The following is a 22,624-nucleotide window of genomic DNA, read 5'->3' on the forward strand; positions in this document are numbered from 1 at the left end:
ACGTCCTGGCGGCGGGCGCCCGCGCACGGTCAGGGGCGGTGGGTGCGGCCACCCCGCCACAGGGCGACGGCCGTGGCCAGCAGCAGGGCACCGACACCGCCGGCGGCCGCGGCCGGCCAGCCGACGGAGCCACCGTCCTCGTCGGCGGGCTCCGGGCCGGGCCCGAAGTACTCCTTGCCGTAGCCCGCGTGAGCCGTCTTCAAGTCGGCGGGGCGCAGCTTCGCGCCCTCGGCGATCGCCGCGGCCGGGTCGACCATGCCGTAGCCCTTGGCGTCGTCACGGCCGCCCTCGGGAGCGTCGCGTGCGGTGTCGATGAGGAGCTTTTTGATCTGGGCGGGCCTCAGGTCGGGATGCGCGGATCGCACGAGGGCGACCGCGCCGGACACGAAGGCCGCCGCCGCGCTGGTGCCCCAGCCCTCGTAGTAGCGGCGGTCGGGGTCGGCGATGACGATGTTGACGCCCGGGGCGCTGACGGTGGCGTACCAGCGCCGCGTCGAGAACGACGCGTGGGTGCCCCAGCGGTCGACGGCGGTCACCGCGATGACCCCCGGGTAGGCGGCGGGGTACGAGATGTGGTCGCCCTTCTCACCGCCGTTGCCCGCGGAGGCGACGACGACCGAGCCCTTCGACAGGGCGTACTGGACGGCCGCGTCCTCGCCGGCCTCGGGGTGGGCCGACTCGCTGTCGTCGCCGAGGGAGAGGTTGATGACGTCGGCGCCGTGGTCGGCCGCCCAGCGGATGCCCTGGGCGAGGGCGGTGCCGCGGGTCTTGCGGGCCCTGTCTCGGGCCTTGTCGCTGCCCTCGAGGATGACCCGGACCGGCAGGATCTTCGACTCGGGGGCGATGCCGAGCACGCCGGACTCCTGGCCCGGGCCGTGGCCGTGACCGGCGACGATGCCGGCCATCGCGGTGCCGTGCCGGGCCCAGGACCGGTCGCCGCGTCCGGCGCCGAACCCGATGAAGTCCTTGCCGGGCAGCACGGAACCGGCCAGGTCGGGGTGCTGGTCGTCTACTCCCGTGTCGAGCACGGCGACGGTCACGCCCTCGCCCTTGGAGGTCTGCCACGCCTGCTCGGTGTGCATGGCCTCGAGGCTCCACTGCTGGCCCCGGATGGCATCGGCGTGCGCGGGCGCCGCGGGCAGCACGACGAAGGCGGTGGCGGCGAGCGCTGCGAGGAGGCGGCGGCCGTGGTGGCGTCTTCTCATCGGACCGTCCCCAGTACATCGTCCGTGGTCCGGCCCGCGGCCCGGTCCCTGCTCCGCGCCTGGCCCCCGTCGCTGCCGTCGTCCTTGCTCCGGCCCACGGCGCTGCGCAGTCCCTGCTCGATGCGCTGTGCGACACCGGCGGCCTCGTGGCCGAGCCCGGCCTGCGCGGGAGCGCTCGTGGCGCCCTTGGCCTGGGCCTCGTCGGCCGGCTGGGGGTCGCTCACGGCACGGCCGTCGGCGAAGCCGGAGACCGCGTAGACGACGACCGGCGCCTCGGTCACGACCTTGATCGTCCAGCTGGCGCGCTGGGCGCTGCCGAAGCCGGCGGCGACGGTGCCCTTTGCCGGGAGGGTGAGGGGCATGAGGTCGGTGCGCTCCCCCAGCGACTCGGTCGTGAACCGGTTGTGCAGGGCGAGCATCCCCTTCTCGTCCGCCTCCGTGAAGACGAGCCCGACGGTGGTGACGCTGCTGGCGGTCGCGTCCGTGTACGTGGCGCGCAGTACGCGGGCACAGCCGACGGGCTCGAGCGCCTTGGTGAGCAGCGGGTCGAGCGCGGCCGCGCAGCCGCTGTCGGGCGCGACCGCGATCCGGGTCCACTCCCGGTCGGCACCGCCCGGGCCGACGTTGTCGCCGGTGAGGGTGCGCGGGAAGAGGGTGTCCACCGGAACGCTGTGCCAGGCGGAGCGCACATGGGCGTAGGTGGCGCGCTCGGGGGTGTCGGCGCTCGAGTCCCCGGTCAGCCAGGTGCCGGTGACGGCACCGCCGATCAGCCCCAGCCCGAGCACGACGGAGGCGATGGCCCCGACGGTCCGCGCGGGACGGCGCGTGCGGACCGGGCGCAGCCGGGTGGTCATCTCGGCCGGGGTCTCCGGCGGGATCCACGTCTGCACCGGCGGCCGCGGCGCACCGGGCCGCGGCGTCATGTCGACGCTCCCGACGGGCCGCGTCGACCGCGCGGGGCGCGGCGGGGGCACCGGCCCGTCGGCGATCGGCCGGAGCCGGGTGGTGGTCTCGACGTCGGGGATCGCCCCGTCGCCGGCGGCGGCCGGACCGGCGCCGGGTGCCGGGCCCGCCGGCCGCTCGGGCGCGCCTGCACCCGGGCCGGGCCGAGAGGCCCGTGGGTCTTTGCCGCGCGACGACTCGACGTCGGGACCGGGGGCCGGGGTACCGGCAGTCGGCGCAGCAGCGCCCGCGCCGGGGTGTGCCGATCCACGTGCGGCGGCGGGCGGCCCCGGCGGCGACACGGCCGTGCCTTCGGCCCGCGAGGGCGGCACGGAAGTGTGGCGCGGCGGCGCTGCCGGACGGGCGGGCACGGCCGGATCCGCAGTCGCGGCGGCGCTTCCCGTCCGGGACGGCGGCACGGTGGGCGGCTGCGGGAGCGAGGCCGGCCGGGCGGGCGGAAGGGACAGGGGGCTCTCGGCGCGGGCGGCCGTGCCGGGCACCTCCGCCGACGGCGCCACGGGACCCGCGGGAGGCCTCGAGCCGGCCGAGCGGGCGGGCACGGCGACGCCCGGAACGGGCCGCGCCGCCGTCGAGTGGGCAGAGGGCGGCGCGATTGCATCCACCTCGGGGCGCCGCATCGCCTCCTCTGCGCCGAGGGACCGGGACGCCGGACTTCCGGGGTGGGCCGAGCCCGGCGGGACGGCCGGCGCGTCCGCGGAGGTAGCCGGCTCCACCGGGTCTCCCGCCCGGGAGGCCGGCACCTGGTGCGGGGGCACCGGACCCGCGGGGTGGCCCGGGGCCGTGCGCGACTGCGGGCCGGCTGGACGCTCCGAGCCGGCCGAGCGGGCGGGCGTGGCGACGGGCGAAGGACCGGTCGGTCCCGCGTACCCGGCACGGGGCGGCGGCGCAGAGGTGCGCGGAGGCGACGTCGGCGGGCCGGGTCGTGCCGGGGCCGCGGGTGGCGGCACCGTGACGGCCGCAGGCGCCACGTCCGCCGGCCGCGCCGGCGCGCCGGGGACGGCCGGGTTCGTGGACGGCTGCGCCGGGGCGTCGTCGGGGGGCAGGAGGGCGTCGGCGATGCGGGAGCGGGGCGGGGGCTGAGGGCCGGAAGGGCGCTGCGCCTCCGTGCTCATGCCACCCCCCGTTGCTCAACCAGCTCCCGCCGACGGATCACCGTGCGGGGCAGGCGCGTTCATCACCTCGTGCCCGTCACTCTAACGGCCACCACCGGTGGCGTAGGCCACGTGCCTGTGGTCCGTGGGGATCTGCCCAGAACATCCCCTACCCCGGGGTAATCATGTCTGGCAGGCTCAGGCCATGACTCCCCGCGCCGCTGACCGGGCCCGCTACGACAGGGCCACCGCGCATCTCGACGCGCCGCTCGCGATCGTCGATCTCGAGGCGTTCGACGCCAATGCCGGAGATCTGGTGCGGCGGGCCGGAGGCAAGCCGATCCGGGTCGCCAGCAAGTCGCTGCGCTGCCGGGCGCTGCTGGAGCGGGTGCTGGCCATGGACGGGTTCGCGGGGATCATGTCGTTCACGCTGGACGAGTCGATCTGGCTGGCCCGGGCCGGTTTCCAGGACGTACTGCTCGCCTACCCGTCCGCGGACCGCGCCGGTTTCGCCGAGCTCGCGGGCGACCCCAAGCTCGCCGCCGCCGTGACGGTGATGGTCGACGACCCGGCGCAACTGGAACTCGTCGACCGGGCTCGTTCGGGCGGCGCGGAGGAGATCCGGATCTGTCTCGAACTGGACACTGCTCTGCATCTGTTGGGCGGCCGCGTCCGGGTCGGAGCGCGGCGTTCTCCGCTGCGTGAGCCCGCTCAGCTGGCCGAGTTGGCCCGTTCGGTCGCGCGCCGGCCGGGTTTTCGTCTGGTGGGGCTGATGGCGTACGAGGGCCATGTCGCCGGGGTGGGTGACTCGGTGGCCGGTTCGCCCGTGCGTTCGCGTGCCGTACGGCTGATGCAGCGCGCGGCCCGTAAGGAGCTCGCCTCACGCCGGGCCACTGTGGTGCGGACGGTGCGGGCCGTGGCGCCGGAGCTGGAGTTCGTCAACGGCGGCGGCACCGGCAGTGTGCAGCACACGGCCGCGGAGGACGCCGTCACCGAGATCGCCGCCGGGTCCGGCCTCTACGTACCGCGGTTGTTCGACAACTACACGTCGTTCACCGGCCGTCCGGCCGCGCTGTTCGCCCAGCCGGTGGTGCGCCGCCCGGGCGTGGGCGCGGTGACCGTACTCGGTGGCGGCTATCCCGCTTCCGGCGCGGCCGGCCGGGACCGGCTGCCCGTCCCGTATCTGCCGGAGGGCCTGCGCTACGACCCCAGGGAGGGGGCCGGGGAGGTGCAGACCCCGCTGCTGGGGCCGCAGGCCGACGATCTGCTGATCGGCGACAAGGTGTGGTTCCGGCACGCCAAGGCCGGTGAGCTGTGCGAGCGTTTCGACAGTCTGCATCTCGTCGAGGGCGACCGGGTGACCGGCACCGTGCCGACGTACCGGGGCGAGGGACGCACCTTCCTCTGAGCTCCGGGAGAGCCGGGTTCAGTGGGCGACGGTGAACCGCGTGCGGCGGTGCTTCGGCAGCTCGGCCTCGTCGAGCAGCGCGACCGCGAAGTCCTCCATCGATATGGCGGAGGTGCCCCGGGCGTCGACGAGCAGTTCGTCGGTGCCGAGCCGGTAGGTGCCCGTCCGCTCGCCGGGCTCCAGGAGGGCGGGCGGGCTGAGGTAGACCCAGTCCGCCGAGGTGTCGGCACGGCAGAGGTCGAGCTGGGCGGCGCAAGCGGCGGCGATGGGTCGCAAGTCGGCCGGGAAGCCCGGGTCGTCGACCACGGTGGAGCCGGACCCGCCCGGCAGGGTGAGGGTCGCCGCGCCGCCGACGACGAGTAGCCGTACGCCGGCGCGGGCCGTTCCGGCCAGCAGCGCCGCGGCGGAGCTCCTGCTCCCGCCCCGGCGCCGGTCGGGTGGCGCCGATCACGAGCTGCCGGCCGGTGCTCAGGGCGGCGACGGACTCGGCGTCCGCGGCGTCGCCGATCCGTCGGCGTGCGGCGGCGGGCAGACCGGCCGCGCGTGCCGGTGGCGTACGACGGCGGTGACGTCATGGCCTCGGGACAGGGCTTCCGCCACCGTCCGGCGTCCGACGTTCCCCGCTGCTCCGAACACGGTGATGCGCATGGTCCGACTTCTCCTTGTGACGACGGGTGTTGGTGGTCTGCGCGGCGACGAGGGCACCGAGGACGACGAGTCCGCCGACGGCCTGCAGAAGGTTCAGCTGCTGACCGAGAACCGCCATGCCGAGGAGCGTGGCGACCACGGGGCTGAGCAGCCCGAGGAACGAGACGGCCGTGGGCGGCAGCGCCCGGATGCCGCGGAACCAGAGCGCGTAGGCGACGGCGGCGCCGATGATCGAGAGGTAGGCGTAGCCCGCGAGGTTCGCCCCGGTGAGGGCGGCCGGCGGCGGGCCTTCCACGGCGAGCGCGACGGGGAGCAGCAGCAGGCCGCCGGCGACGAGCTGCCAGCCGGTGGTCGCGAGCAGCGGTGCGGGCGATGTCCAGCGCTTGGCGAGGACGACCCCGACCGCCATGACGAGCGCTCCGCCGAGGGCGGCGGCGACACCGACGGGATCCAGCCGTGCGTCGGCGCGCAGCACGAGCAGGCTGACCCCGCCGACGCCGGCCAACCCGGCGAGGACGGTGCGCGGCGACAGCCGCTCGCCGAGGAGACCCGCGGACAGTCCGGCGGCGAGCAGCGGCTGTACGGCTCCGACTGTCGCGGCGACGCCCCCCGGCAGCCGGTACGCGGCGACGAAGAGCAGTGCGAGGAACAGCCCTATGTTCAACGCGCCGAGCACGAACGCGCGCCACCACCACCCGCCGCGCGGCAGCTGCCGGGTGACGGCCAAGAGCAGGAGTCCTGCAGGCAGGGCCCGTACGAGGGCGGCGAGCAACGGTCGGTCAGGGGGCAGCAGTTCGGTGGTGACGAGGTAGGTGGTGCCCCAGATGGCGGGTGCGAGTGCGGTGACGAGGACGATTCTCGCCCGGTTGCTTAGCACTAAGGCAATGTACCTCATCGCTAAGCAAAGGCCTAGACTGGCCCCATGGCAGACCATGTCGATCTCGTCCTGAGGCAGTGGGGTGCACAGCGGCCCGATCTCGATGTGTCACCGATGGCCGTGATCGGCCGGCTCTCCCGGGCCGGGCGACTGATCGGCACGGAGCTCGCCCGCACCTTCGCCGAACACGGCCTCGACCGCGCCTCCTTCGACGTCCTGGCGACCCTGCGGCGCAGCGGGCCCGCGCACCGGCTCTCGCCCGCCGGGCTGATGCGGTCCGCGATGGTCACGTCGGGCGCCATCACCCAGCGTCTGGACCGTCTCGAGGCGCGCGGGCTGGTCACACGGACCCCCAGCGAGTCGGACCGCCGGGTGGTGCACGTCGAACTCACCGAAGAGGGGAGGTCGCTCGTCGACCGGACGCTGCCCGACCATCTGGCGACCGAGAACCGGGTGCTGGCCGCACTGACCGATGCCGAACGCCGGACCCTGGCAGGCACGCTGCGCGGTCTGCTGGAGTCCCTGGGGGACACGGTCGCCGAGGAGATTCTCAGTTATGAGAACGAATTTTGCGAAACTGCCGCGACCGAGCCCCGGACGCTGAATCGGCCGATCCGCATCGAGTACGGCGGTGAGAGCGATGCCACGGAGGGCCGGCCGGAGCTGGATCGTGCCCTGGCGATCGCCCGCGACATCGGGCGGACCGCACCGGAGCGGCCCGTCGTCCTGACCGTGAGGGAACTCGGACTCCTCGCGCGGACCTCCGCCGGGCTCGCGGCCGTCGCCGTCGAACTGCGCGAGCACGGCATCGGGCTGGAGATCCTCACGGGCCCGCTGCGCGGGGTGCACGATCCTCATGAGACGGGCGCCGGCCTCTTCGGGGTCCTGGCCGAGGCCGCCGAACTGGACCGCGGATCCAGGCTCCAGGCGCGGAAGCGGTCGCCTCGCGGAGGTGGCCGGCCCAAGGTGATCGACGACGACATGCTGGCCCGGGCGCGCTCACTGCGGGACCAGGGGGTGCCGGTGTCCGAGATCGCCCAGCGGCTGACCATCGCAGCCGGCAGGAACGCGGGACAACACCCCTCGACCGCCTCGCTCTACCGGGCCCTGGCCAAGGACCGGCGGCGGGACGGCGAGCGTTAGGGACGGCCGCCGCGGGCCGTCAGCCCGGGCCGATGCTGCTGCCGACGCCGCCGCCGGTGGTGTCGCCGACGGGTCGGATGCTCGCCGCGATCTCGTCCATCACGTCGAGCCCGGGCGCTGACGGGCCGGCGTCGAAGGCGAAGCGGACGACCATCAGCGCCCCGGTGCCCACGGGCGAGGGGAAGGCGATGGTCTGGACGTAGCCGCCGGGCCCCGCACCGGTGACGACCTGCCAGCGCACCAGGTAGCCGGCCTTGCCCGCGACCGCGAAGTTCTGCGACTTGAGGACCTTGTGGGACGTGATGCCGCCGTGGGGGCGGTTGCGGAGCCTGTCCTCCCCGTACACGGCGTCCGCGGCCCGCTCGACGTCCTGTTCGGCCAGGGTCTTGGCCGTGGCGTCGGGTGACGGGCTGTTCGCCGCCAGCGACGACACCCGGGCGTGCCGGCAGAGGGAGGACCCGCCTGCGGGGCAGTCGTAGGTCTCGTCCGTGTAGATCGTCGCGCCCTCCTCGAGGGAGCTGTCCGCGCGTACCCAGCCGTCCGGGATGGCAAGGGTGATGCCGTTGAGCTGGTCCTCGAGGACCGTGGCGTCCGCCGCATCGGTGGGCGACGGACTCGCGCTGTTCTTCGGGTCCGCCGTGGCAGGGGCCGTCTCGGCTGCGGTGCTCGGCGCGGCCTCGGGAGTGGACCCGCCGTCGTCCCTGCCGAGGAGCACGGCGCCGCCGGCGACCGCGGCGACGAGTACCAGGCCGACGGCGGCCAGTGCGATCAGCCGCCTGTTGCCGCCGGCACCGTCCGCGGCGCCCGCCTGCTGCATCGGAACGGTGTGCGGCTGCGGTGGCCCGTACGACTGGCCCGGCCCGTACGACTGGATCTGGGCCAGGCCCTCCGCACCGCCGGCGGCCTGGGCCGCACGGGAATGCGCGGTCCAGGCCGTGCCGTCCCACCAGCGTTCGGTGTGGGGCGCCTGGGGGTCCGGGTACCAGCCGGGCGGCGTCGTCATGCTCATCACACCACCCTATGGGCGGCGGGGGGTCTGCCTAAACAGGGGTCACATAAGCCCCGGAGATGCCGCCGTCGACCAGGAAGTCCGTCGCATTGACGAACGACGAGTCGTCACTGGCGAGGAAGGCGACGGCGGCTGCGATCTCGTCCGCCTCCGCGAAACGTCCGGCCGGGATGTGCACCAGCCGGCGTGCGGCGCGCTCAGGGTCCTTGGCGAACAGTTCCTGCAGCAGCGGGGTGTTGACGGGCCCCGGGCACAGCGCGTTGACCCGGATGCCCTCGCGGGCGAACTGGACGCCGAGCTCGCGTGACATCGCGAGCACACCGCCCTTGGAGGCCGTGTAGGAGATCTGGGAGGTGGCGGCGCCCATGATCGCCACGAAGGAGGCGGTGTTGATGATGGAGCCCCGGCCCTGGCGCTGCATGTAGGGGATGGCGGCCTTGCAGCAGAGGTAGACGGAGGTGAGGTTGACCTCCTGGACCCGCCGCCACGCCTCGATGCCGGTGGTGAGGATCGAGTCGTCGTCGGGCGGCGAGATGCCCGCGTTGTTGAAGGCGACGTCGACGCTGCCGTAGATGTCGTACGCCGTCTTGAACAGGGCCTCCACCTGCTCGGAGTCGGTGACGTCGACGCGTACGAAGGTGCCGCCGACCTCGTCGGCAGCCGCCTTGCCCGCCGTCTCGTCGATGTCGCCGCAGACGACGTTCGCGCCCTCTGCGGCGAGCCGGCGCGCGGCCGCCAGGCCGATGCCGCTTCCGGCGCCGGTGATCACTGCGGTGCGGCCTGCGAGGCGGCGGCAGAGCGGGGTCTCGGTCATGGTGTCTCAGGCCTCCGTGCTGATGAAGACGTTCTTGGTCTCGGTGAAAGCGGTGAGCGCGTCGGGGCCCAGTTCACGGCCGAGGCCGGACTGCTTGTAGCCGCCGAACGGGGTCCAGTAGCGGACGCTGGAGTGGGAGTTGACGGAGAGGTTGCCCGCCCGGACGGAGCGGGAGACCCGCAGGGCACGGCCCACGTCGCGGGTCCAGACCGACCCGGACAAGCCGTACTCGGTGGCGTTCGCGAGCCGTACGGCGTCCTCCTCGTCCTCGAAGGGGAGCACGACGGCCACTGGCCCGAAGACCTCTTCGCAGGCGGCAGGCGCGTCGGGGGCGATGTCGGTGAGCACGGTGGGCGGGAACCAGAAGCCGGGCCCGTCGGGCGCGCTGCCCCGGATCGCCTTGGCGTCGTCCGGGACGTAACCGCGCACACGGTCCAGTTGGCTGCGGGAGATCAACGGGCCCATCTGGGTTCTCTCGTCGGACGGGTCGCCGACGACGACCGACTCCACGGCGGGGGCGAGCAGGCCGAGGAAGCGGTCGTACACGGACGCCTGAACGAGGATGCGGGTGCGCGCGCAGCAGTCCTGGCCGCTGTTGTCGAGGAACGACATGGGGGTGGCGGTCGCGGCGGCGTCCAGGTCGGAGTCGGCGAAGACGATGTTGGGGCTCTTGCCGCCGAGTTCGAGCGTCACCCGTTTCACGCGGTCGGCGCACTTGGCCATGATGCTCTTCCCGACCCTGGTGGAGCCGGTGAAGACGATCTTCGCCACACCAGGATGCTCGACGAGCGCGTTCCCGGCCACGTCCCCGGCTCCGGGCAGCACTTGGAAGAGGTGCTCGGGCAGGCCTGCTGTCAGGGCGAGTTCCGCGAGGCGCAGGGCGGTGAGCGGTGTGGTCTCCGCGGGTTTCAGCAGCACGGCGTTCCCGGCGGCGAGGGCGGGTGCGGTGCCCCAGGCGGCGATCGGCATGGGGAAGTTCCACGGTGCGATCACGCCGACGACACCGAGCGGTTCGAGCACAGTGATGTTCATCCCGCCGGGTACGGGGATCTGACGGCCATTCAGCCGTTCCACTCCACCCGCCGCGTAGTCGAGCAGGTCGCGGACGTTGCCCGCCTCCCATCGGGCGTTGCCGATGGTGTGGCCCGCCTCGCGGACCTCAAGGCGGGCCAGTTCCTCGATGTGGTCGTCGACGACGGCGGCGAAGCGGCGCAGCAGCCGGGCCCGGTCCGCCGGGGCGGCGGCCGCCCAGTGCTGCTGGGCCTTCGCGGCGCGGGCGACGGCGGCGTCCACCTCGGCCGGTGTGGTCGCGGGGACGGTGCGTACGACTTCTTCCGTGGCGGGGTCGAGTACGTCGTGGTGCGCCAAGGATGTCGTGGTTGGCAAGGGGAGCCTCACATGCGTTCGAAGGAGCGACGGAGCTCCCAGTCGGTCACCGCGGAGTCGAAGGCGTCGAGTTCGACGCGCGCCATGTTGCGGTAGTGGGCGACGACCTCGTCGCCGAAGGCGGCCTTGGCGATCGGGCTGGTCTCCCAGAGCTCGGCGGCCTCGCGCAGGGTGGTGGGGACGTGTTCGTAGTCGGCGGAGTAGGCGTTCCCGGCGCACGCCTCGGGCAGTTCGAGCTGCTGCTCGATGCCGTGCAGACCGGCGGCGACGAGAGCGGCGACGGCCAGGTGCGGGTTGACGTCGCCGCCCGGCAGCCGGTTCTCGAAGCGCAGGGAGCGTCCGTGGCCGACGACCCTCAGGGCGCAGGTGCGGTTGTCGTATCCCCAGGCGACGGCGGTGGGGGCGAAGGACCCGGGCCGGAAACGCTTGTAGGAGTTGACCGTCGGCGCGTACAGCAGCGAGAAGTCGCGCAGCGCCGCCAGCTGGCCCGCGAGGAAGTGGCGCATGACGGACGACATCCCGCCGGGACCGTCACCGGCCATGACGTTTGCGCCGTCGGCGTTCTGCAGGGACAGGTGGATGTGGCAGGAGTTGCCCTCGCGCTCGTTGTACTTGGCCATGAAGGTGAGCGAGACGCCCTCCTGGGCGGCGATCTCCTTCGCGCCGGTCTTGTAGACGGCGTGCTGGTCGCAGGTGACGAGGGCCTCGTCGTAGCGGAAGACGATCTCGTGCTGGCCGGGGTTGCACTCGCCCTTGGCGGACTCGACGGTCAGGCCGGCGCCGGTCATCTCGTTGCGGATGCGGCGCAGCAGGGGTTCGATGCGGCCGGTGCCGAGGACCGAGTAGTCGATGTTGTACTGATTGGCCGGTGTGAGTCCGTGGTACCCGCTGTCCCAGGCCTGTTCGTAGGTGTCCTTGAAGACGATGAACTCGAGCTCCGTGCCGACGTGCGCCGTCCAGCCGTGCTCCGCGAGGCGGTCCAGCTGGCGGCGGAGGATCTGACGGGGGGCGGCGACCACCGGCGAGCCGTCGTGCCAGGCCAGGTCGGCGACGACGAGTGCGGTGCCCTCGTTCCAGGGCACCCGGCGCAGCGTGGTGAGATCGGGGTGCATGGCGAAGTCGCCGTAACCGCGGTCCCAGGACGACATCTCGTATCCGTCGACCGTGTTCATGTCGGTGTCGACGGCGAGGAGGTAGTTGCAGCCCTCGGTGCCGTGCTCGACCACCTCGTCGAGGAAGAAGGGCGCGGCGAACCGCTTGCCCTGGAGACGTCCCTGCATGTCGGGGAAGGCCAGGACGACGGTGTCGATCTCGCCGCTCGCGACGAGGGCACGCAGCTCGTCGAGGGCGAGCGGTGGTTGTCGGTCTGCCACGGGATTGTTCCTCCTTGGGTCAGCCGGGAGTCATAAGGTATTGCTGGAGACCATTGCTTGGGAAGGGGAAACGGCGAGGTGGCGAAGACGGGTATGACGGGCGGGCCGACGGACCGGCTGACACCGGTGCTGCGCCCGGTACGCGCGGGCAACGGCTTCGAGGAGGCGCTCGAACAGATCCTCCAGCTGCTGCGCCTCGGACTGGTCCCCGGCGGGGAGCGACTGCCGGCCGAGCGGGAACTGGCCGAGCGGATGGGCATCAGCCGGGTCACCCTGCGCGAAGTGCTCAAGGTGCTCACCGACCAGGGCCTGGTGGAAAGCAGGCGCGGCCGCTACGGAGGAACATTCGTGCTCCACCGCCCCGACAGCCCCGGCGAGGAGGAGCTGCGGCGACGGGTCGCGGGCGTGGACGTCGAGGACACCCTGCGCTTCCGCGAGGTGCTGGAGGTGGGCGCGGCCGGCCTGTGCGCCGCCCACGGCCTGACGGACGACGGCGCGCGGCGATTGCGTACGGCGCTGACGGCGACGCACGACGCGCCCTTGCCCGAGTACCGCAGACAGGACACCCTGCTGCATCTGACGCTGGCCGAACTGTCCGGCTCGGCCTCGCTCGCCGCGCAGTACGCGGCCGTGCGGGCCACACTGAACGATCTACTCGACTGCATACCGCTGCTGGTGCGCAACCTGGAGCACTCGCAGCATCAGCACACCGCCCTGGTCGAGGCGGTGCTGGACGGCGATCCGGACGCGGCGCGCGAAGTGATGAGGGAGCACTGCGAGGGGACGGCTGCGCTGCTGCGGGGCTTCCTGCCGTGAGGGGCGGGGTGGGGTGCGGCCCGGGGGTCCGTAACAGCGGCTTTACGCACAGGGCTTGCGTCGGCGCGCCAGTGCCGCAAAGGTGTCCGCACAAACCTTTGACCTGAGCCAGGAGCGACCATGGCTGAAGGCACCACATCGCGCACCCCCTCCACTGCTCCCCCGTCGTCCGAACCCGAAGGGGACGCCTATCTGAACCGGCGCACCCTGCGCCGCGGCAGCGCCGGCTGGCTGCTGCTCACCGGCCTCGGCGTCGCCTACGTCGTCTCCGGCGACTTCTCCGGCTGGAACATCGGACTGTCGAAGGGCGGCTTCGGCGGCCTCGCCGTCGCCACCCTGCTGATGGGCGCGATGTACGCCTGTCTCGTCTTCGCACTCGCCGAACTCTCCGCGATCCTGCCCACCGCGGGCGGCGGCTACGGCTTCGCCCGCCGCGCACTCGGCACCTGGGGCGGCTTCCTCACCGGCACCGCCATCCTCATCGAGTACATCCTCGCCCCCGCCGCGATCTCCATCTTCATCGGCGACTACGTCGAATCGCTGGGACTCTTCGGCCTCGAGTCCGGCTGGCCGGTCTATCTCGCGTGCTTCGCGATCTTCATCGGCATCCACCTCTGGGGGGTCGGCGAGGCACTGCGTTTCAGCCTGGTGGTGACCGCTGTCGCGGTCGCGGCACTGCTGATCTTCGCGGTGGGCGCGTTCACCGAGTTCACCGTCGGCGGCCTCGACGACATTCCCGTCGACGACGACGCGTACGGCGCGAACTCCTGGCTGCCGTTCGGCCTGCTGGGCATCTGGGCCGCGTTCCCCTTCGGCATGTGGTTCTTCCTCGGCGTCGAGGGCGTGCCGCTCGCGGCGGAGGAGGCGAAGGACCCGGTGCGCTCCATGCCGAAGGCGCTGGCGATCTCCATGGGCATCCTGGTGTTGCTCGCGCTGCTGACCTTCTTCGCGGCGAGCGGCGCCCGCGGCTCCGCCGCCATCCAGGAGGCGGGCAACCCTCTGGTCGTCGCACTCCAGGGCGACGGTGATCCCACCGCGCTGAGCCGCTTCGTCAACTACGCGGGCCTCGCCGGTCTCGTCGCCTCCTTCTTCTCACTCATCTACGCGGGCTCCCGGCAGCTCTTCGCCCTCTCCCGCGCCGGATACCTGCCCCGCTTCCTTTCCCTGACCAGCCGCCGCAAGTCCCCCTACCTCGGGCTGCTGATCCCCGGCGCGCTCGGCTTCGCGCTCGCGGCGGGCACCGGGAACGGTGCGCGGATGCTGAACATCGCCGTCTTCGGCGCGACGATCAGCTACGCGCTGATGGCGCTCTCGCACATCGTGCTGCGCCGCCGCGAGCCGGAGCTGCCCCGCCCGTACCGGACGCCAGGTGGCGTCGCCACCTCCTCGGTCGCCTTCGTGCTCGCGCTGTCGGCGTTGGTGGCCACGTTCCTGGTGGACAAGGACGCGGCGTTCATGGCACTCGGTGTGTACGCCGTTGCGCTGGCCTATTTCGCGCTCTACAGCCGCCACCATCTGGTGGCACGGGCACCGGAGGAGGAGTTTGCGGCGCTTGCGGCCGCGGAGGCCGAACTGGAACGGAAGTGAACGGAGTCGATGCCATGGGCGCGCCGTCGGACCGGCCGCTGATCGGGGTCAGTACGTACTGGGAGGCGGCCGCGCGGTGGGGCGTCTGGGAGTTGCCCGCCGCGCTGCTGCCGGCCGGTTATCCGCGCCTCGTCCAGGCGGCGGGCGGCCTCGCGGCGATGCTCCCGCCGGACGAGCCGTCCCTCGCCGAGTCCGCCGTCGCCCGCCTCGACGGCCTCGTCGTCGCCGGCGGCCCGGACGTGGCACCGGAGCGGTACGGCGCCGAGCGCGAGCCCCGCACCGGCCCGCAGGCACCCGAACGCGACGCCTGGGAGCTGGCCCTGATCCGTGCCGCCCTCGCGTCCGGGACGCCACTGCTCGGCATCTGCCGCGGTATGCAACTGCTGAACGTCGCTCTCGGCGGGACGCTGGTGCAGCACCTCGACGGTCACACCGAGACCGTCGGCGTCTTCGGCGAGCACCCCGTGAAACCGGTGCCGGGCACGCTGTACGGGTCGCTGGTCCCGGAGGTCTCGTCGGTTCCGGCGTACCACCACCAGTCGGTGGACCGGCTGGGGAAGGGTCTCGTGCCGAGCGCGTACGCGGAGGACGGGACGGTGGAGGCGGTCGAGCTGCCGGGTGGGTCGTGGGTGCTGGGGGTTCAGTGGCACCCCGAGATGGGGACGGACGGGCGGGTGATGTCGGGGCTGGTGGGGGCGGCGCGTGGGTAGGGCCGTGGCGAACGGGTAGGCCTGCTCCATGCGAGTGGCCCGCGGCGCGGGGCGTTTCCCCACCCGCCCTCCCTACGCCCGGCGACACGCACCACGCACCAACGACTAACCCCGCGTCAGCCCCAGCAGGTCCCGCGCCGGGCCCACCGGCCGCTGGGCGTGCGGCCAGACCGCGCGCAGGTCGCGTTCGAGGGCGACGCCCTCGACCGGGACCCGCGTCAGGCGGCGCGAGGAGAGTTCCTCCGTCACCGCGAGCTCGCTCAGGACCGCAGGCCCCGCCCCGCTGACCGCCGCCGCCTTCACCGCCGTGGTGGAGGCGAGCTCCATCAGCGGGGCGGAGAGCCCGCCGTACCGGGAGAGCGCCGAGTCGAGCACCTGCCGCGTGCCCGAGCCCCGTTCGCGCAGCACCAACGGGGTTCGGGCGAGCTCCTCCGGCGTCACGGGGGCGCGGCGCCGCCGGGCCCATGCGTGGCCGGGGGCCGCGACCACGAACAGCCGGTCGTGCCCGATGACCGTGCCGTCCAGGCCGTCCGGAACGGCGAGGCCCTCGACGAAGCCGAGGTCGGCCTCGCCGGCCAGCAGCCGGTCCGCCACCGCCGAAGAGTTGCCCGCGATCAGCGAGACCGCCGTGTCGGGGCGCTGCGCCCGCAGCGTGATCAGCCAGCCGGGCAGGAGGTACTCGGCAATGGTCATGCTCGCCGCGACCCGCAGCCGCGAGTCGCGGCGGCCCCGCAGCGCCTGGGCACCGGCGTCGAACGCCTCCGCCGCCTCCACGATGCGCCGGGCCCAGTCGGTGACCAGCGATCCCGCCTCGGTCAGCCGGGAGCCGCGCGGGGAGCGGTCGACGAGGGCGACGCCCAGTTGGCGTTCCATCGAGCGGACGCGGCTGCTCGCCGCGGGCTGGGTGATGCCGAGTTCACGGGCCGCACGCCCGAGGCTTCCGTGGCGGGCCACCGCGAGCAGCAGTTCCAGCGCCCCGAGGTCGGGCACCCGGTGGGTCAGCGGCACTCGTGGCTCTTCGCTCATAAGACCAGCTTATGAGGCGATAGGGGCAAGCTCGCTGGTGGGGGGCGGTCGTCTGGGCGAGCGTGGTGCCATGGTCACCGCCGTGCAGCCTCTCCCCCGCCCTCCAGCGCCTGTCCGCGTCGCCGTCGCGCCCCGGATGCCGTCACTCCGGCATCTCGGTCCGAACTGGTACGCCACCGTCATGGGCACGGCGATCGTCGGGAGTGCCGGGATCGCGCTCCCCCTGGACGTCCCCGGGATGCGGGCGGCGTGCACCGTCGTCTGGGCACTGTCGGCCGTGCTGCTGGCCGTGGTGCTGACGGCCCGCGCGGCGCACTGGGTCCACCACCGGGACCAGGCCCGCGCCCATCTCCTCGATCCGGCCGTGGCACCCTTCTACGGCTGTCCGGCGATGGCGCTGCTGGCAGTCGGCGTCGGCACCCTCACCGTCGGCAAGGACGTGGTGGGGGAGGGACCGGCGACCACGGCCGCGTTCGCCCTGTTCGGCGTGGGGACGCTGATCGGGCTGGCCGCCGCCGTCGTCGTGCCGTATCTGATGGTCGTGAGCCACAGGATCACGCCGGGCAGCGCGTCCCCGGTGTGGCTGCTGCCCGTGGTAGCGCCGATGGTCTCCGCGTCCTTCGGGCCGCTCCTGGTGCCGTATCTGCCGCCCGGTCAGTGGCGGGAGACGATACTGCTCGCGAGCTACGCCATGTTCGGCCTGAGCCTGCTGGCCACGCTTCTGATCCTGCCGGTGGTCTTCGCCCGTCTGGTGCACCACGGCCCGCTGCCACTCGCCCTGACCCCGGCGCTGTTCCTGGTGCTCGGCCCGCTCGGCCAGTCGACGACCGCCGTGAACAAACTGGCGGACGTCGCGCCGGGCGCCGTCGACACCCCTTACGCGGCGGGGCTCGGGGCACTGGCCGTCGTCCACGGCGTGCCGGTGATGGGGTTCGCCCTGCTGTGGCTGGCGCTCGCGGCGGCGATGGTGCTGCGGGCGGCCCGGCGCGGCATGCCGTTCACCCTGGGCTGGTGGGCGTTCACCTTTCCCGTCGGCACGTGTGTGACCGGCGCGGAGACCCTCGCGGAGCATACGGGTCTGGTGGCCTACGAGTGGCTGGCCGTCGCGCTCTATGTGTTCCTCGTCGCGGCCTGGTCAGTCGCCGGGACTCTCACCCTGCGCGGCCTGCTGCGCCGAGAACTGCCCGCAGCGCCGTGCTGAGCGCCTGCGGAGCCTTGACGAGGGACGGTCCGTACCAGGTCAGGTACCGCCCGTCGACGAGCGCCGCAGGCAGGCCGGGGAAGGCCTCCGGGCCGTCGTCCGCGGTGAAGCGGTACGGCTCGTCGGGCAGCACGACGGCCTGGGCGCCGCTCGCCCGCAGTTCGTCGAGCGGGATGCGCGGATAGCGCTGGGCGTGCCCGGCGTACACGTTCACGACGCCGAGCCGGTGGAGCAGGTCCCCGGCGAACGTGTCGCGGCCGAGGACCATCCACGGTCGGCGCCACACGGGCACCACGGCCCGCAGCCGCGCCAGCGGTTCGACAGCCGCCCATGCCTCCTCGGCCTCGTCCAGCCAGCGCGGGCGGGCAAGACAGCACCCGGTCACCAGCACCCGCTCCAGTTCGCGGAAGGCCTGGCCGAGCCCGCGGACCTCGGTGACCAGGACCTGGGCGCCCGCTTCGCGCAGCGCGGTCAGGTCGGCCTCGCGGTTCTCCTCCTCGTTGGCGATGACCAGGTCGGGCCGCAGCCCCAGCACCGCCGCCACGTCCGGGTTCTTGGTGCCGCCGATCCGCCGGGCGTCAAGCGCGGGCGGACGGCTGCACCAGTCGGTGACGCCGACCAGCAGTCCGGGCGCGGTGACCGCGATCGCCTCGGTCAGCGAGGGCACCAGGGAGACGACGCGCACCGGGCCGCCTCAGCCGTGCGGGTCGCTGGTCGTGGCGATGTGCTCGGAGACCGCGACGACGAGGATGCGCGTGTCGGGGGTGGTGGCCCGCCAGCGGTGGCGTACGCCGCCGGACAGGAAGAGCGAGTCGCCGGGGCCCAGCCGGTAGGCCCGGCCCTCCGCCTCCACCTCGACGGAGCCGTCCGCGACGTACAGCAGTTCGTCGTTGCGGTGCTCGAACTCGCGGCCGGTCTCCTGCTCCCCGGTGAACTCCAGGGCGTTCAGCTGGTGCCGTCCGCGCACCAGGGCACGGATGCCGTCGTCGGGCCCTGAGGAGCGGGCGTCGTCACCGGCGCGTACGAGGTCGACGGTGCGTCCCGCGTCGGAGGCGGCGAGCAGCCGCTGGGCGGTGGTGTCGAGGGCGTCGGCGACCCGCTGGAGGGAGCGCATGCTGGGCCGGGCGCGCTCGTTCTCGATCTGGCTGAGGAAGGGCACGGAGAGGCCGCTGCGAGCGGAGACGGCGGCCAGCGTGAGGCCGAGGTTCCTCCGGCGTTTGCGCACGGCAGCACCCACCCGGAGAGGCTCTTCCCTCTCCTTGGTGTCCTTCGCGTCCTTCGCGTCCATGGGCCGGGCTCCCCTCCCCTGGGTCCTGTCTCACCATACGCACCATCTGCCCACCCGTACTCGACAAGCCCATGAGCAAGGGCCCGGGAGGGGGTGGGCGGGCCGGAAAAGGACACCGGATAGGGGGGTGGGTCCCGCCTTCTCGACGGCGCAATCGTTGAAACCGGAACCGGATTCGCTCCGGGCCCGCATCTCCTTTGACCCGAAAGGATCAAACCGAAGTGTGACCCGGTTCGCCTTCCGGCCTCCGCCGGGGCGGCGGACACCGGCGCGGGCCGGCTGTCGGTGGGGTGCGGCATCATCGTGCCTGTGACCCGACGCCTGATGCTCCTCGACACCGCTTCCCTGTACTTCCGGGCCTATTACGGGGTCCCCGACTCGGTCCGGGCGCCCGACGGCACACCGGTCAACGCGGTGCGAGGACTCCTCGACTTCATCGCGCGGCTGGTCCAGGACCACCGGCCGGACGATCTCGTCGCCTGTTGGGACAACGACTGGCGGCCCCGGTGGCGCGTCGACCTCATCCCCTCGTACAAGGCCCACCGCGTCGCGGAGGAGCACGCACTCGGACCGGACGAGGAAGAGGTCCCCGACACGCTCACCCCGCAGGTCCCGGTGATCGAGGCGGTGCTGGCGGCCGTCGGCATCGCCCGCGTCGGCGCCGACGGCTACGAGGCGGACGACATCATCGGTACGCTCACCACGCGGGCGACCGGGCCCGTGGACATCGTCACCGGCGACCGCGATCTCTTTCAGTTGGTCGACGACGCCCGGCAGCGGCGTGTGCTGTATCCGCTCAAGGGCGTCGGGACACTGCAGACCACGGACGAGGCGTGGCTGCGCGAGCGGTACGGGGTGGACGGGCCGGGCTACGTCGACCTGGCGCTGCTCCGGGGCGACCCGAGCGACGGACTGCCCGGCGTGCCGGGAATCGGCGAGAAGACCGCGGCCAAGCTGCTCGCAGCGTACGGCGACCTGGACGGGATCATGGCAGCCGTCGGCGACCGCACCTCGAAGCTGACTCCCGCGCAGCGCCGACGGCTGGACGAGGCACGGGCGTATGTCGCCGTCGCACCGAAGGTGGTGCGGGTCGCCTCCGACGTGGCCCTGCCGGACTTCGACGCCACGCTGCCCGCCGCACCGCGCGACCCCGTCGCCCTCCAGGAGCTCGCGCAGCGGTGGGGGCTGGGCGGCGCCGTGGTGCGGCTGCTGAACGCGCTGGGGCGCTGAGGCGCCGACCTGCTGGACGAAGGTGTTAACTTAGGCAAGCCTAAGCAACCGTCATCGTCCAGGGGAGCAGCACCGTGGCAGACCGAGCGGAACGACCGCCCCGCAAGTCACCGAAGGTCCACGAGGCGAAGGTGGTGCGCACCGAACGGCTCACCCCGCACATGGTGCGGGTGGTGCTCGGAGGTGAGGGCCTCGCCGCGTTCGAGCTCGCCGGGTTCACCGACCACTACGTCAAGCTGATCTTCCCACCCCAGGGCGTCACGTACCCCGAGCCGTTCGACATGGACCGGATCCGCGAGGAGCTGCCGCGCGACCAGTGGCCCGCGAACCGTACGTACACGGTGCGGAGCTGGGACGCCGCCCACCGCGAGCTGACGATCGACTTCGTCGTCCACGGCGACGAGGGCCTGGCCGGCCCGTGGGCGGCCCTCGCCCGCGTCGGCGACACGATGCGGCTCCTCGGCCCCGGCGGTGGTTACGCCCCGGCCCCCGAGGCGGACTGGCACCTGCTGGCCGGCGACGAGAGCGCACTGCCGGCGATCGCTGCGGCGATGGAGCGCATGCCGGCGGGAGCGGTCGTCCACGCCTTCGTGGAGGTCGCCGGCCCCGATGACGAACAGAAGACCGCCACCCCGGACGGCACGGAGATCACCTGGCTCCACCGAGGCGAGCGCCCGGTGGGTGAGGCGCTCGTCGAGGCCGTGACGGCGCTGGATTTCCCGGAGGGCCGGGTCTGCGCGTTCGTGCATGGCGAGGCGGCCTGCGTGAGGGAACTGCGCCGCCTGCTGCGGATGGAGCGTCAGGTCCCCAAGGACCAGCTGTCGATCTCGGGCTACTGGCGGCTGGGCCAGACGGACGAGGCGTGGCGCGCGGTGAAGCGGGAGTGGAACGAGCAGGTGGAACGGGAGCAGGAAGGCGCGGCGTGACGCCCTGACCTTGGGCGGGGTGCGTTGGCGCCTACGGCGGGCCTGTTCCCCTCCCGCCCCTTGTCTCCGCCGTACCGCATGTGCGGCTCCACCGCGTGGCGGGGCGGGCCCGGACCCGTCCACGGCACTCTGCGCGGTGTCTCTGGGGGCTCTCCTGGGGCCTGTCGTTCGGATCATGTCCGGCCCGCGTGGCCGGGGGCACGACCTCCCCCGCGGCCTTCGACGCGGGAGCTACCCCCACGCTGCGTCGTCATCAGTCGCCGACTCCCCCGTAGCCCTCCGGGCGGGGGAGGTGCCCCAGCGCGTGGACTCCTTCCTCCGCATTGCAACTGCACGCAGCAGCGGGGCTTGGTCCGCGGAGCGGAAACCGGCCCGTGCGGCCCCGGGCCCGGCGCGAAGCGCCGTACGGGGTGCGGGGCCTGCCCGGTTCGGGAAGGGCGAGGCAGGACGGGGCGGACGAGAGGTGGCCGGGCGGTCGTGACACGATGCGGCGCACCCGGACCAATCCGCCGGGCGTTCGGCTCCGAACGCACGGTGGAAAGCCGTTCGACGCGTCCGCACCGTGGAGGAACGCCGCGTGAAAGAAGCCGTGCACATCGGCGGCCCCGCCTCGGCGGGGCCAGATCTCCAGGAACTGCTCGGCCTGGTGGCCAGAGGTGACCAGGACGCCTTCTCCCAGGTGTACGACACGGTCGGTGGCGCCGTCCTCGGCCTGGTGCGCACCGTGCTGCGCGACCCGGCCCAGTCGGAGGAGGTGGCGCAGGAGGTGCTGCTCGAGGTCTGGAAGTCCGCCGCCCGCTACCGGCCGTCCCGCGGCTCGGCGATGACGTGGATCCTCACACTCGCCCACCGGCGGGCCGTCGACCGGGTGCGGTCGGCGCAGGCAGCCACCCACCGGGAGCGCCGGGCCGCGCTGTTGGAGCGCACGCCCGCGTACGACGAGGTGACCGAGCAGGTGGAGGCCCGCCTGGAGCGGGAGCAGGTGCGGCGCTGTCTGCGCGGGCTGACGGAGCTTCAGCGCCAGTCGGTGACCCTGGCGTACTACCGGGGGCTGGCCTACCGGGAGGTCGCGGAACTGCTTTCCGTGCCGCTGGGCACCGTCAAGACACGGCTGCGCGACGGGCTCATCCGGCTGCGCGACTGCCTGGGGGTGAGCGTATGAACACGGGTGATCTGCACCTGCTGACGGGTGCTTATGTGCTGCACGCGCTGTCGCCGGAGGAGCACGCCGAGTTCGAGCGCCATCTGCCGGGCTGCCCGTCGTGTTCCCAGGAGGTACGTGAACTGGCTGCGACGGCGGGTAGGTTGGCCTCCGCCGTGGCCGTAACGCCGCCTGCGGCGCTCAAGCTCCAGGTGATGGCGCGGATCTCTGCGGAGCGCCAGGAACCGCCGCAGATCCCCCGTCAGAGCCGGCGCGGCGGGTCCCGGGCAGGACGCGCCCTGTCGCGGTTCGCGCTCGCCGCGAGCGTCGCGGCGGCCGCCGCGTTCGGCGGGGTGGCCCTCTGGCAGCACCAGGAGGCGCGGGACGCCCGCGATGTGGCCGAGCGCGCGCAGACGCGGGCGGAGGAGCTGGCCGGGGTACTCGCGGCGCCCGACGCCACGGTGACGTCGGGCAGGCTGACGGACGGCGCGACCGGCACGGTGGTCGTGTCGCGCGGCCGGGACGAGGCGGCGTTCCTCGTCTCCGGATTGCCGGAGCCGCCGGCGGGCAAGGTGTACCAGCTGTGGTTCGCCGACGGGGACGTGATGAGGCCGGCCGGGCTGATGGACCCGTCCGACTCCACGAGTGCGATGCTGATGGACGGGCCGGTGGACGGCGCGTCAGGCATGGGCATCACCGTCGAACCGGCGGGCGGTTCCGCGCAGCCGACGTCGGAGCCGCTGGCCTTGATGAAGCTCCCCGTCTGACCGCCTGATCCATCG

At 73.2% G+C, this 22,624-nt stretch carries 23 protein-coding genes; 11 read left to right on the forward strand and 12 right to left on the reverse strand.

The window, feature by feature from the left end; all coding sequences use genetic code 11:
* Nucleotides 1-29: 29 nt before the first annotated feature.
* Nucleotides 30-1,205, reverse strand: coding sequence for a type VII secretion-associated serine protease mycosin (gene mycP / locus IE198_RS09580; protein WP_189884768.1), 1,176 nt, complete (start codon nt 1,203-1,205; stop codon nt 30-32).
* On the reverse strand, nt 1,202-2,128 hold the full coding sequence (locus tag IE198_RS09585) for a hypothetical protein (RefSeq protein ID WP_229833805.1): 927 nt from the start codon (nt 2,126-2,128) through the stop codon (nt 1,202-1,204). The genes mycP and IE198_RS09585 overlap by 4 nt, the downstream gene beginning before the upstream one ends.
* A 325-nt stretch (nt 2,129-2,453) precedes the next feature.
* Here IE198_RS09585 and IE198_RS09590 point away from each other — a divergent pair, with 325 nt between their 5' ends.
* Nucleotides 2,454-3,248 (forward strand): hypothetical protein, encoded by a 795-nt coding sequence (locus tag IE198_RS09590; RefSeq protein WP_189884770.1) that lies wholly within the window; start codon nt 2,454-2,456, stop codon nt 3,246-3,248.
* A 216-nt stretch (nt 3,249-3,464) separates the two neighbouring features.
* Entirely contained in the window at nt 3,465-4,667 is a 1,203-nt protein-coding gene (locus IE198_RS09595) for an amino acid deaminase/aldolase (protein WP_189884772.1), read from the forward strand.
* 18 nt (nt 4,668-4,685) lie between these two features.
* Here IE198_RS09595 and IE198_RS36565 read toward each other — a convergent pair whose 3' ends face one another.
* The 3 genes from IE198_RS36565 to IE198_RS09605 form a co-directional block, all read right to left on the reverse strand.
* Complete coding sequence (locus IE198_RS36565) at nt 4,686-4,973, reverse strand: NAD(P)-dependent oxidoreductase (protein WP_373299809.1); 288 nt, start codon at nt 4,971-4,973, stop codon at nt 4,686-4,688.
* A 162-nt stretch (nt 4,974-5,135) separates the two neighbouring features.
* Nucleotides 5,136-5,315, reverse strand: a complete 180-nt coding sequence (locus IE198_RS36570; RefSeq protein WP_373299811.1) for an NAD(P)H-binding protein — start codon at nt 5,313-5,315, stop codon at nt 5,136-5,138.
* Nucleotides 5,239-6,249 (reverse strand): EamA family transporter, encoded by a 1,011-nt coding sequence (locus tag IE198_RS09605; protein ID WP_506417277.1) that lies wholly within the window; start codon nt 6,247-6,249, stop codon nt 5,239-5,241. Before IE198_RS09605 ends, IE198_RS36570 begins: the two co-directional genes overlap by 77 nt.
* On the opposite strand from IE198_RS09605, the gene IE198_RS36320 reads away from it, so the two are divergent.
* A complete protein-coding gene (locus tag IE198_RS36320; protein WP_189884774.1) occupies nt 6,238-7,335 on the forward strand; it encodes a MarR family transcriptional regulator in 1,098 nt (365 codons plus the stop codon). The genes IE198_RS09605 and IE198_RS36320 overlap by 12 nt on opposite strands.
* 19 nt (nt 7,336-7,354) lie before the next feature.
* Here the strand turns inward: IE198_RS36320 and IE198_RS09615 are convergent, their stop codons facing one another.
* Genes IE198_RS09615 through IE198_RS09630 form a run of 4 tightly spaced genes read right to left on the reverse strand, consistent with a single transcriptional unit; the run spans nt 7,355 to nt 11,917 of the window.
* Nucleotides 7,355-8,344, reverse strand: coding sequence for a DUF2510 domain-containing protein (locus tag IE198_RS09615; protein WP_189884775.1), 990 nt, complete (start codon nt 8,342-8,344; stop codon nt 7,355-7,357).
* A 31-nt stretch (nt 8,345-8,375) separates the two neighbouring features.
* Nucleotides 8,376-9,158 carry a 3-oxoacyl-ACP reductase gene (locus tag IE198_RS09620; RefSeq protein WP_189884776.1) on the reverse strand — a complete coding sequence of 261 codons (783 nt, stop codon included), beginning with the start codon at nt 9,156-9,158 and terminating at the stop codon, nt 8,376-8,378.
* A gap of 6 nt (nt 9,159-9,164) precedes the next feature.
* Nucleotides 9,165-10,544 (reverse strand): aldehyde dehydrogenase family protein, encoded by a 1,380-nt coding sequence (locus tag IE198_RS09625; RefSeq protein WP_189884777.1) that lies wholly within the window; start codon nt 10,542-10,544, stop codon nt 9,165-9,167.
* Nucleotides 10,545-10,552: 8 nt separating this feature from the next.
* Complete coding sequence (locus IE198_RS09630) at nt 10,553-11,917, reverse strand: glutamine synthetase family protein (protein WP_189884779.1); 1,365 nt, start codon at nt 11,915-11,917, stop codon at nt 10,553-10,555.
* A gap of 93 nt (nt 11,918-12,010) precedes the next feature.
* Here IE198_RS09630 and IE198_RS09635 point away from each other — a divergent pair, with 93 nt between their 5' ends.
* The 3 genes from IE198_RS09635 (at nt 12,011) to IE198_RS09645 (ending at nt 15,030) form a co-directional block, all read left to right on the forward strand.
* On the forward strand, nt 12,011-12,733 hold the full coding sequence (locus IE198_RS09635; RefSeq protein ID WP_189885093.1) for a FadR/GntR family transcriptional regulator: 723 nt from the start codon (nt 12,011-12,013) through the stop codon (nt 12,731-12,733).
* 120 nt (nt 12,734-12,853) lie between these two features.
* Nucleotides 12,854-14,320 carry an ethanolamine permease gene (eat, locus tag IE198_RS09640; protein WP_189884781.1) on the forward strand — a complete coding sequence of 489 codons (1,467 nt, stop codon included), beginning with the start codon at nt 12,854-12,856 and terminating at the stop codon, nt 14,318-14,320.
* Between the two features lie 14 nt (nt 14,321-14,334).
* Nucleotides 14,335-15,030, forward strand: a complete 696-nt coding sequence (locus IE198_RS09645; RefSeq protein WP_189885095.1) for a gamma-glutamyl-gamma-aminobutyrate hydrolase family protein — start codon at nt 14,335-14,337, stop codon at nt 15,028-15,030.
* A gap of 105 nt (nt 15,031-15,135) precedes the next feature.
* On the opposite strand, the gene IE198_RS09650 is transcribed toward IE198_RS09645, so the two are convergent.
* Complete coding sequence (locus tag IE198_RS09650) at nt 15,136-16,056, reverse strand: LysR family transcriptional regulator (protein WP_189884783.1); 921 nt, start codon at nt 16,054-16,056, stop codon at nt 15,136-15,138.
* 70 nt (nt 16,057-16,126) lie between these two features.
* Between IE198_RS09650 and IE198_RS09655 the strand changes: the two genes are divergently transcribed.
* Complete coding sequence (locus IE198_RS09655) at nt 16,127-17,257, forward strand: TDT family transporter (RefSeq protein WP_373299812.1); 1,131 nt, start codon at nt 16,127-16,129, stop codon at nt 17,255-17,257.
* Here the strand turns inward: IE198_RS09655 and IE198_RS09660 are convergent.
* Complete coding sequence (locus IE198_RS09660; protein WP_189884785.1) at nt 17,208-17,942, reverse strand: helical backbone metal receptor; 735 nt, start codon at nt 17,940-17,942, stop codon at nt 17,208-17,210. The two genes, IE198_RS09655 and IE198_RS09660, sit on opposite strands and share 50 nt — an antisense overlap.
* A gap of 9 nt (nt 17,943-17,951) precedes the next feature.
* Complete coding sequence (locus IE198_RS09665; protein ID WP_189884787.1) at nt 17,952-18,545, reverse strand: helix-turn-helix domain-containing protein; 594 nt, start codon at nt 18,543-18,545, stop codon at nt 17,952-17,954.
* 324 nt (nt 18,546-18,869) lie between these two features.
* On the opposite strand from IE198_RS09665, the gene IE198_RS09670 reads away from it, so the two are divergent.
* The 4 genes from IE198_RS09670 (at nt 18,870) to IE198_RS09685 (ending at nt 22,609) form a co-directional block, all read left to right on the forward strand.
* Complete coding sequence (locus IE198_RS09670; RefSeq protein WP_189885099.1) at nt 18,870-19,775, forward strand: 5'-3' exonuclease; 906 nt, start codon at nt 18,870-18,872, stop codon at nt 19,773-19,775.
* Nucleotides 19,776-19,849: 74 nt separating this feature from the next.
* On the forward strand, nt 19,850-20,701 hold the full coding sequence (locus IE198_RS09675; RefSeq protein ID WP_189884789.1) for a siderophore-interacting protein: 852 nt from the start codon (nt 19,850-19,852) through the stop codon (nt 20,699-20,701).
* A gap of 577 nt (nt 20,702-21,278) precedes the next feature.
* A complete protein-coding gene (locus IE198_RS09680; protein WP_189884791.1) occupies nt 21,279-21,863 on the forward strand; it encodes a sigma-70 family RNA polymerase sigma factor in 585 nt (194 codons plus the stop codon).
* On the forward strand, nt 21,860-22,609 hold the full coding sequence (locus IE198_RS09685) for an anti-sigma factor (RefSeq protein ID WP_189884793.1): 750 nt from the start codon (nt 21,860-21,862) through the stop codon (nt 22,607-22,609). Before IE198_RS09680 ends, IE198_RS09685 begins: the two co-directional genes overlap by 4 nt.
* The last annotated feature ends 15 nt before the right edge of the window (nt 22,610-22,624 follow it).

This window comes from Streptomyces xantholiticus, from assembly GCF_014651015.1.
GTDB lineage: Bacteria > Actinomycetota > Actinomycetes > Streptomycetales > Streptomycetaceae > Streptomyces > Streptomyces xantholiticus.

Excerpts from the sequence above, each read along its gene's own strand:
- IE198_RS09670 (WP_189885099.1), top strand. The coding sequence starts at position 18,870 with ATGCTCCTCGACACCGCTTCCCTGTACTTCCGGGCCTATTACGGGGTC.
- IE198_RS09620 (WP_189884776.1), bottom strand. The coding sequence starts at position 9,158 with ATGACCGAGACCCCGCTCTGCCGCCGCCTCGCAGGCCGCACCGCAGTG.
- IE198_RS09655 (WP_373299812.1), top strand. The coding sequence starts at position 16,127 with ATGGTCACCGCCGTGCAGCCTCTCCCCCGCCCTCCAGCGCCTGTCCGC.
- IE198_RS36320 (WP_189884774.1), top strand. The coding sequence starts at position 6,238 with ATGGCAGACCATGTCGATCTCGTCCTGAGGCAGTGGGGTGCACAGCGG.
- IE198_RS09665 (WP_189884787.1), bottom strand. The coding sequence starts at position 18,545 with ATGGACGCGAAGGACGCGAAGGACACCAAGGAGAGGGAAGAGCCTCTC.
- IE198_RS09635 (WP_189885093.1), top strand. The coding sequence starts at position 12,011 with ATGACGGGCGGGCCGACGGACCGGCTGACACCGGTGCTGCGCCCGGTA.
- IE198_RS09605 (WP_506417277.1), bottom strand. The coding sequence starts at position 6,249 with ATGGTCTGCCATGGGGCCAGTCTAGGCCTTTGCTTAGCGATGAGGTAC.
- eat (WP_189884781.1), top strand. The coding sequence starts at position 12,854 with ATGGCTGAAGGCACCACATCGCGCACCCCCTCCACTGCTCCCCCGTCG.
- IE198_RS09615 (WP_189884775.1), bottom strand. The coding sequence starts at position 8,344 with ATGAGCATGACGACGCCGCCCGGCTGGTACCCGGACCCCCAGGCGCCC.
- mycP (WP_189884768.1), bottom strand. The coding sequence starts at position 1,205 with ATGAGAAGACGCCACCACGGCCGCCGCCTCCTCGCAGCGCTCGCCGCC.
- IE198_RS09650 (WP_189884783.1), bottom strand. The coding sequence starts at position 16,056 with ATGAGCGAAGAGCCACGAGTGCCGCTGACCCACCGGGTGCCCGACCTC.
- IE198_RS09685 (WP_189884793.1), top strand. The coding sequence starts at position 21,860 with ATGAACACGGGTGATCTGCACCTGCTGACGGGTGCTTATGTGCTGCAC.
- IE198_RS36570 (WP_373299811.1), bottom strand. The coding sequence starts at position 5,315 with ATGCGCATCACCGTGTTCGGAGCAGCGGGGAACGTCGGACGCCGGACG.
- IE198_RS09595 (WP_189884772.1), top strand. The coding sequence starts at position 3,465 with ATGACTCCCCGCGCCGCTGACCGGGCCCGCTACGACAGGGCCACCGCG.
- IE198_RS09585 (WP_229833805.1), bottom strand. The coding sequence starts at position 2,128 with ATGACGCCGCGGCCCGGTGCGCCGCGGCCGCCGGTGCAGACGTGGATC.
- IE198_RS09645 (WP_189885095.1), top strand. The coding sequence starts at position 14,335 with ATGGGCGCGCCGTCGGACCGGCCGCTGATCGGGGTCAGTACGTACTGG.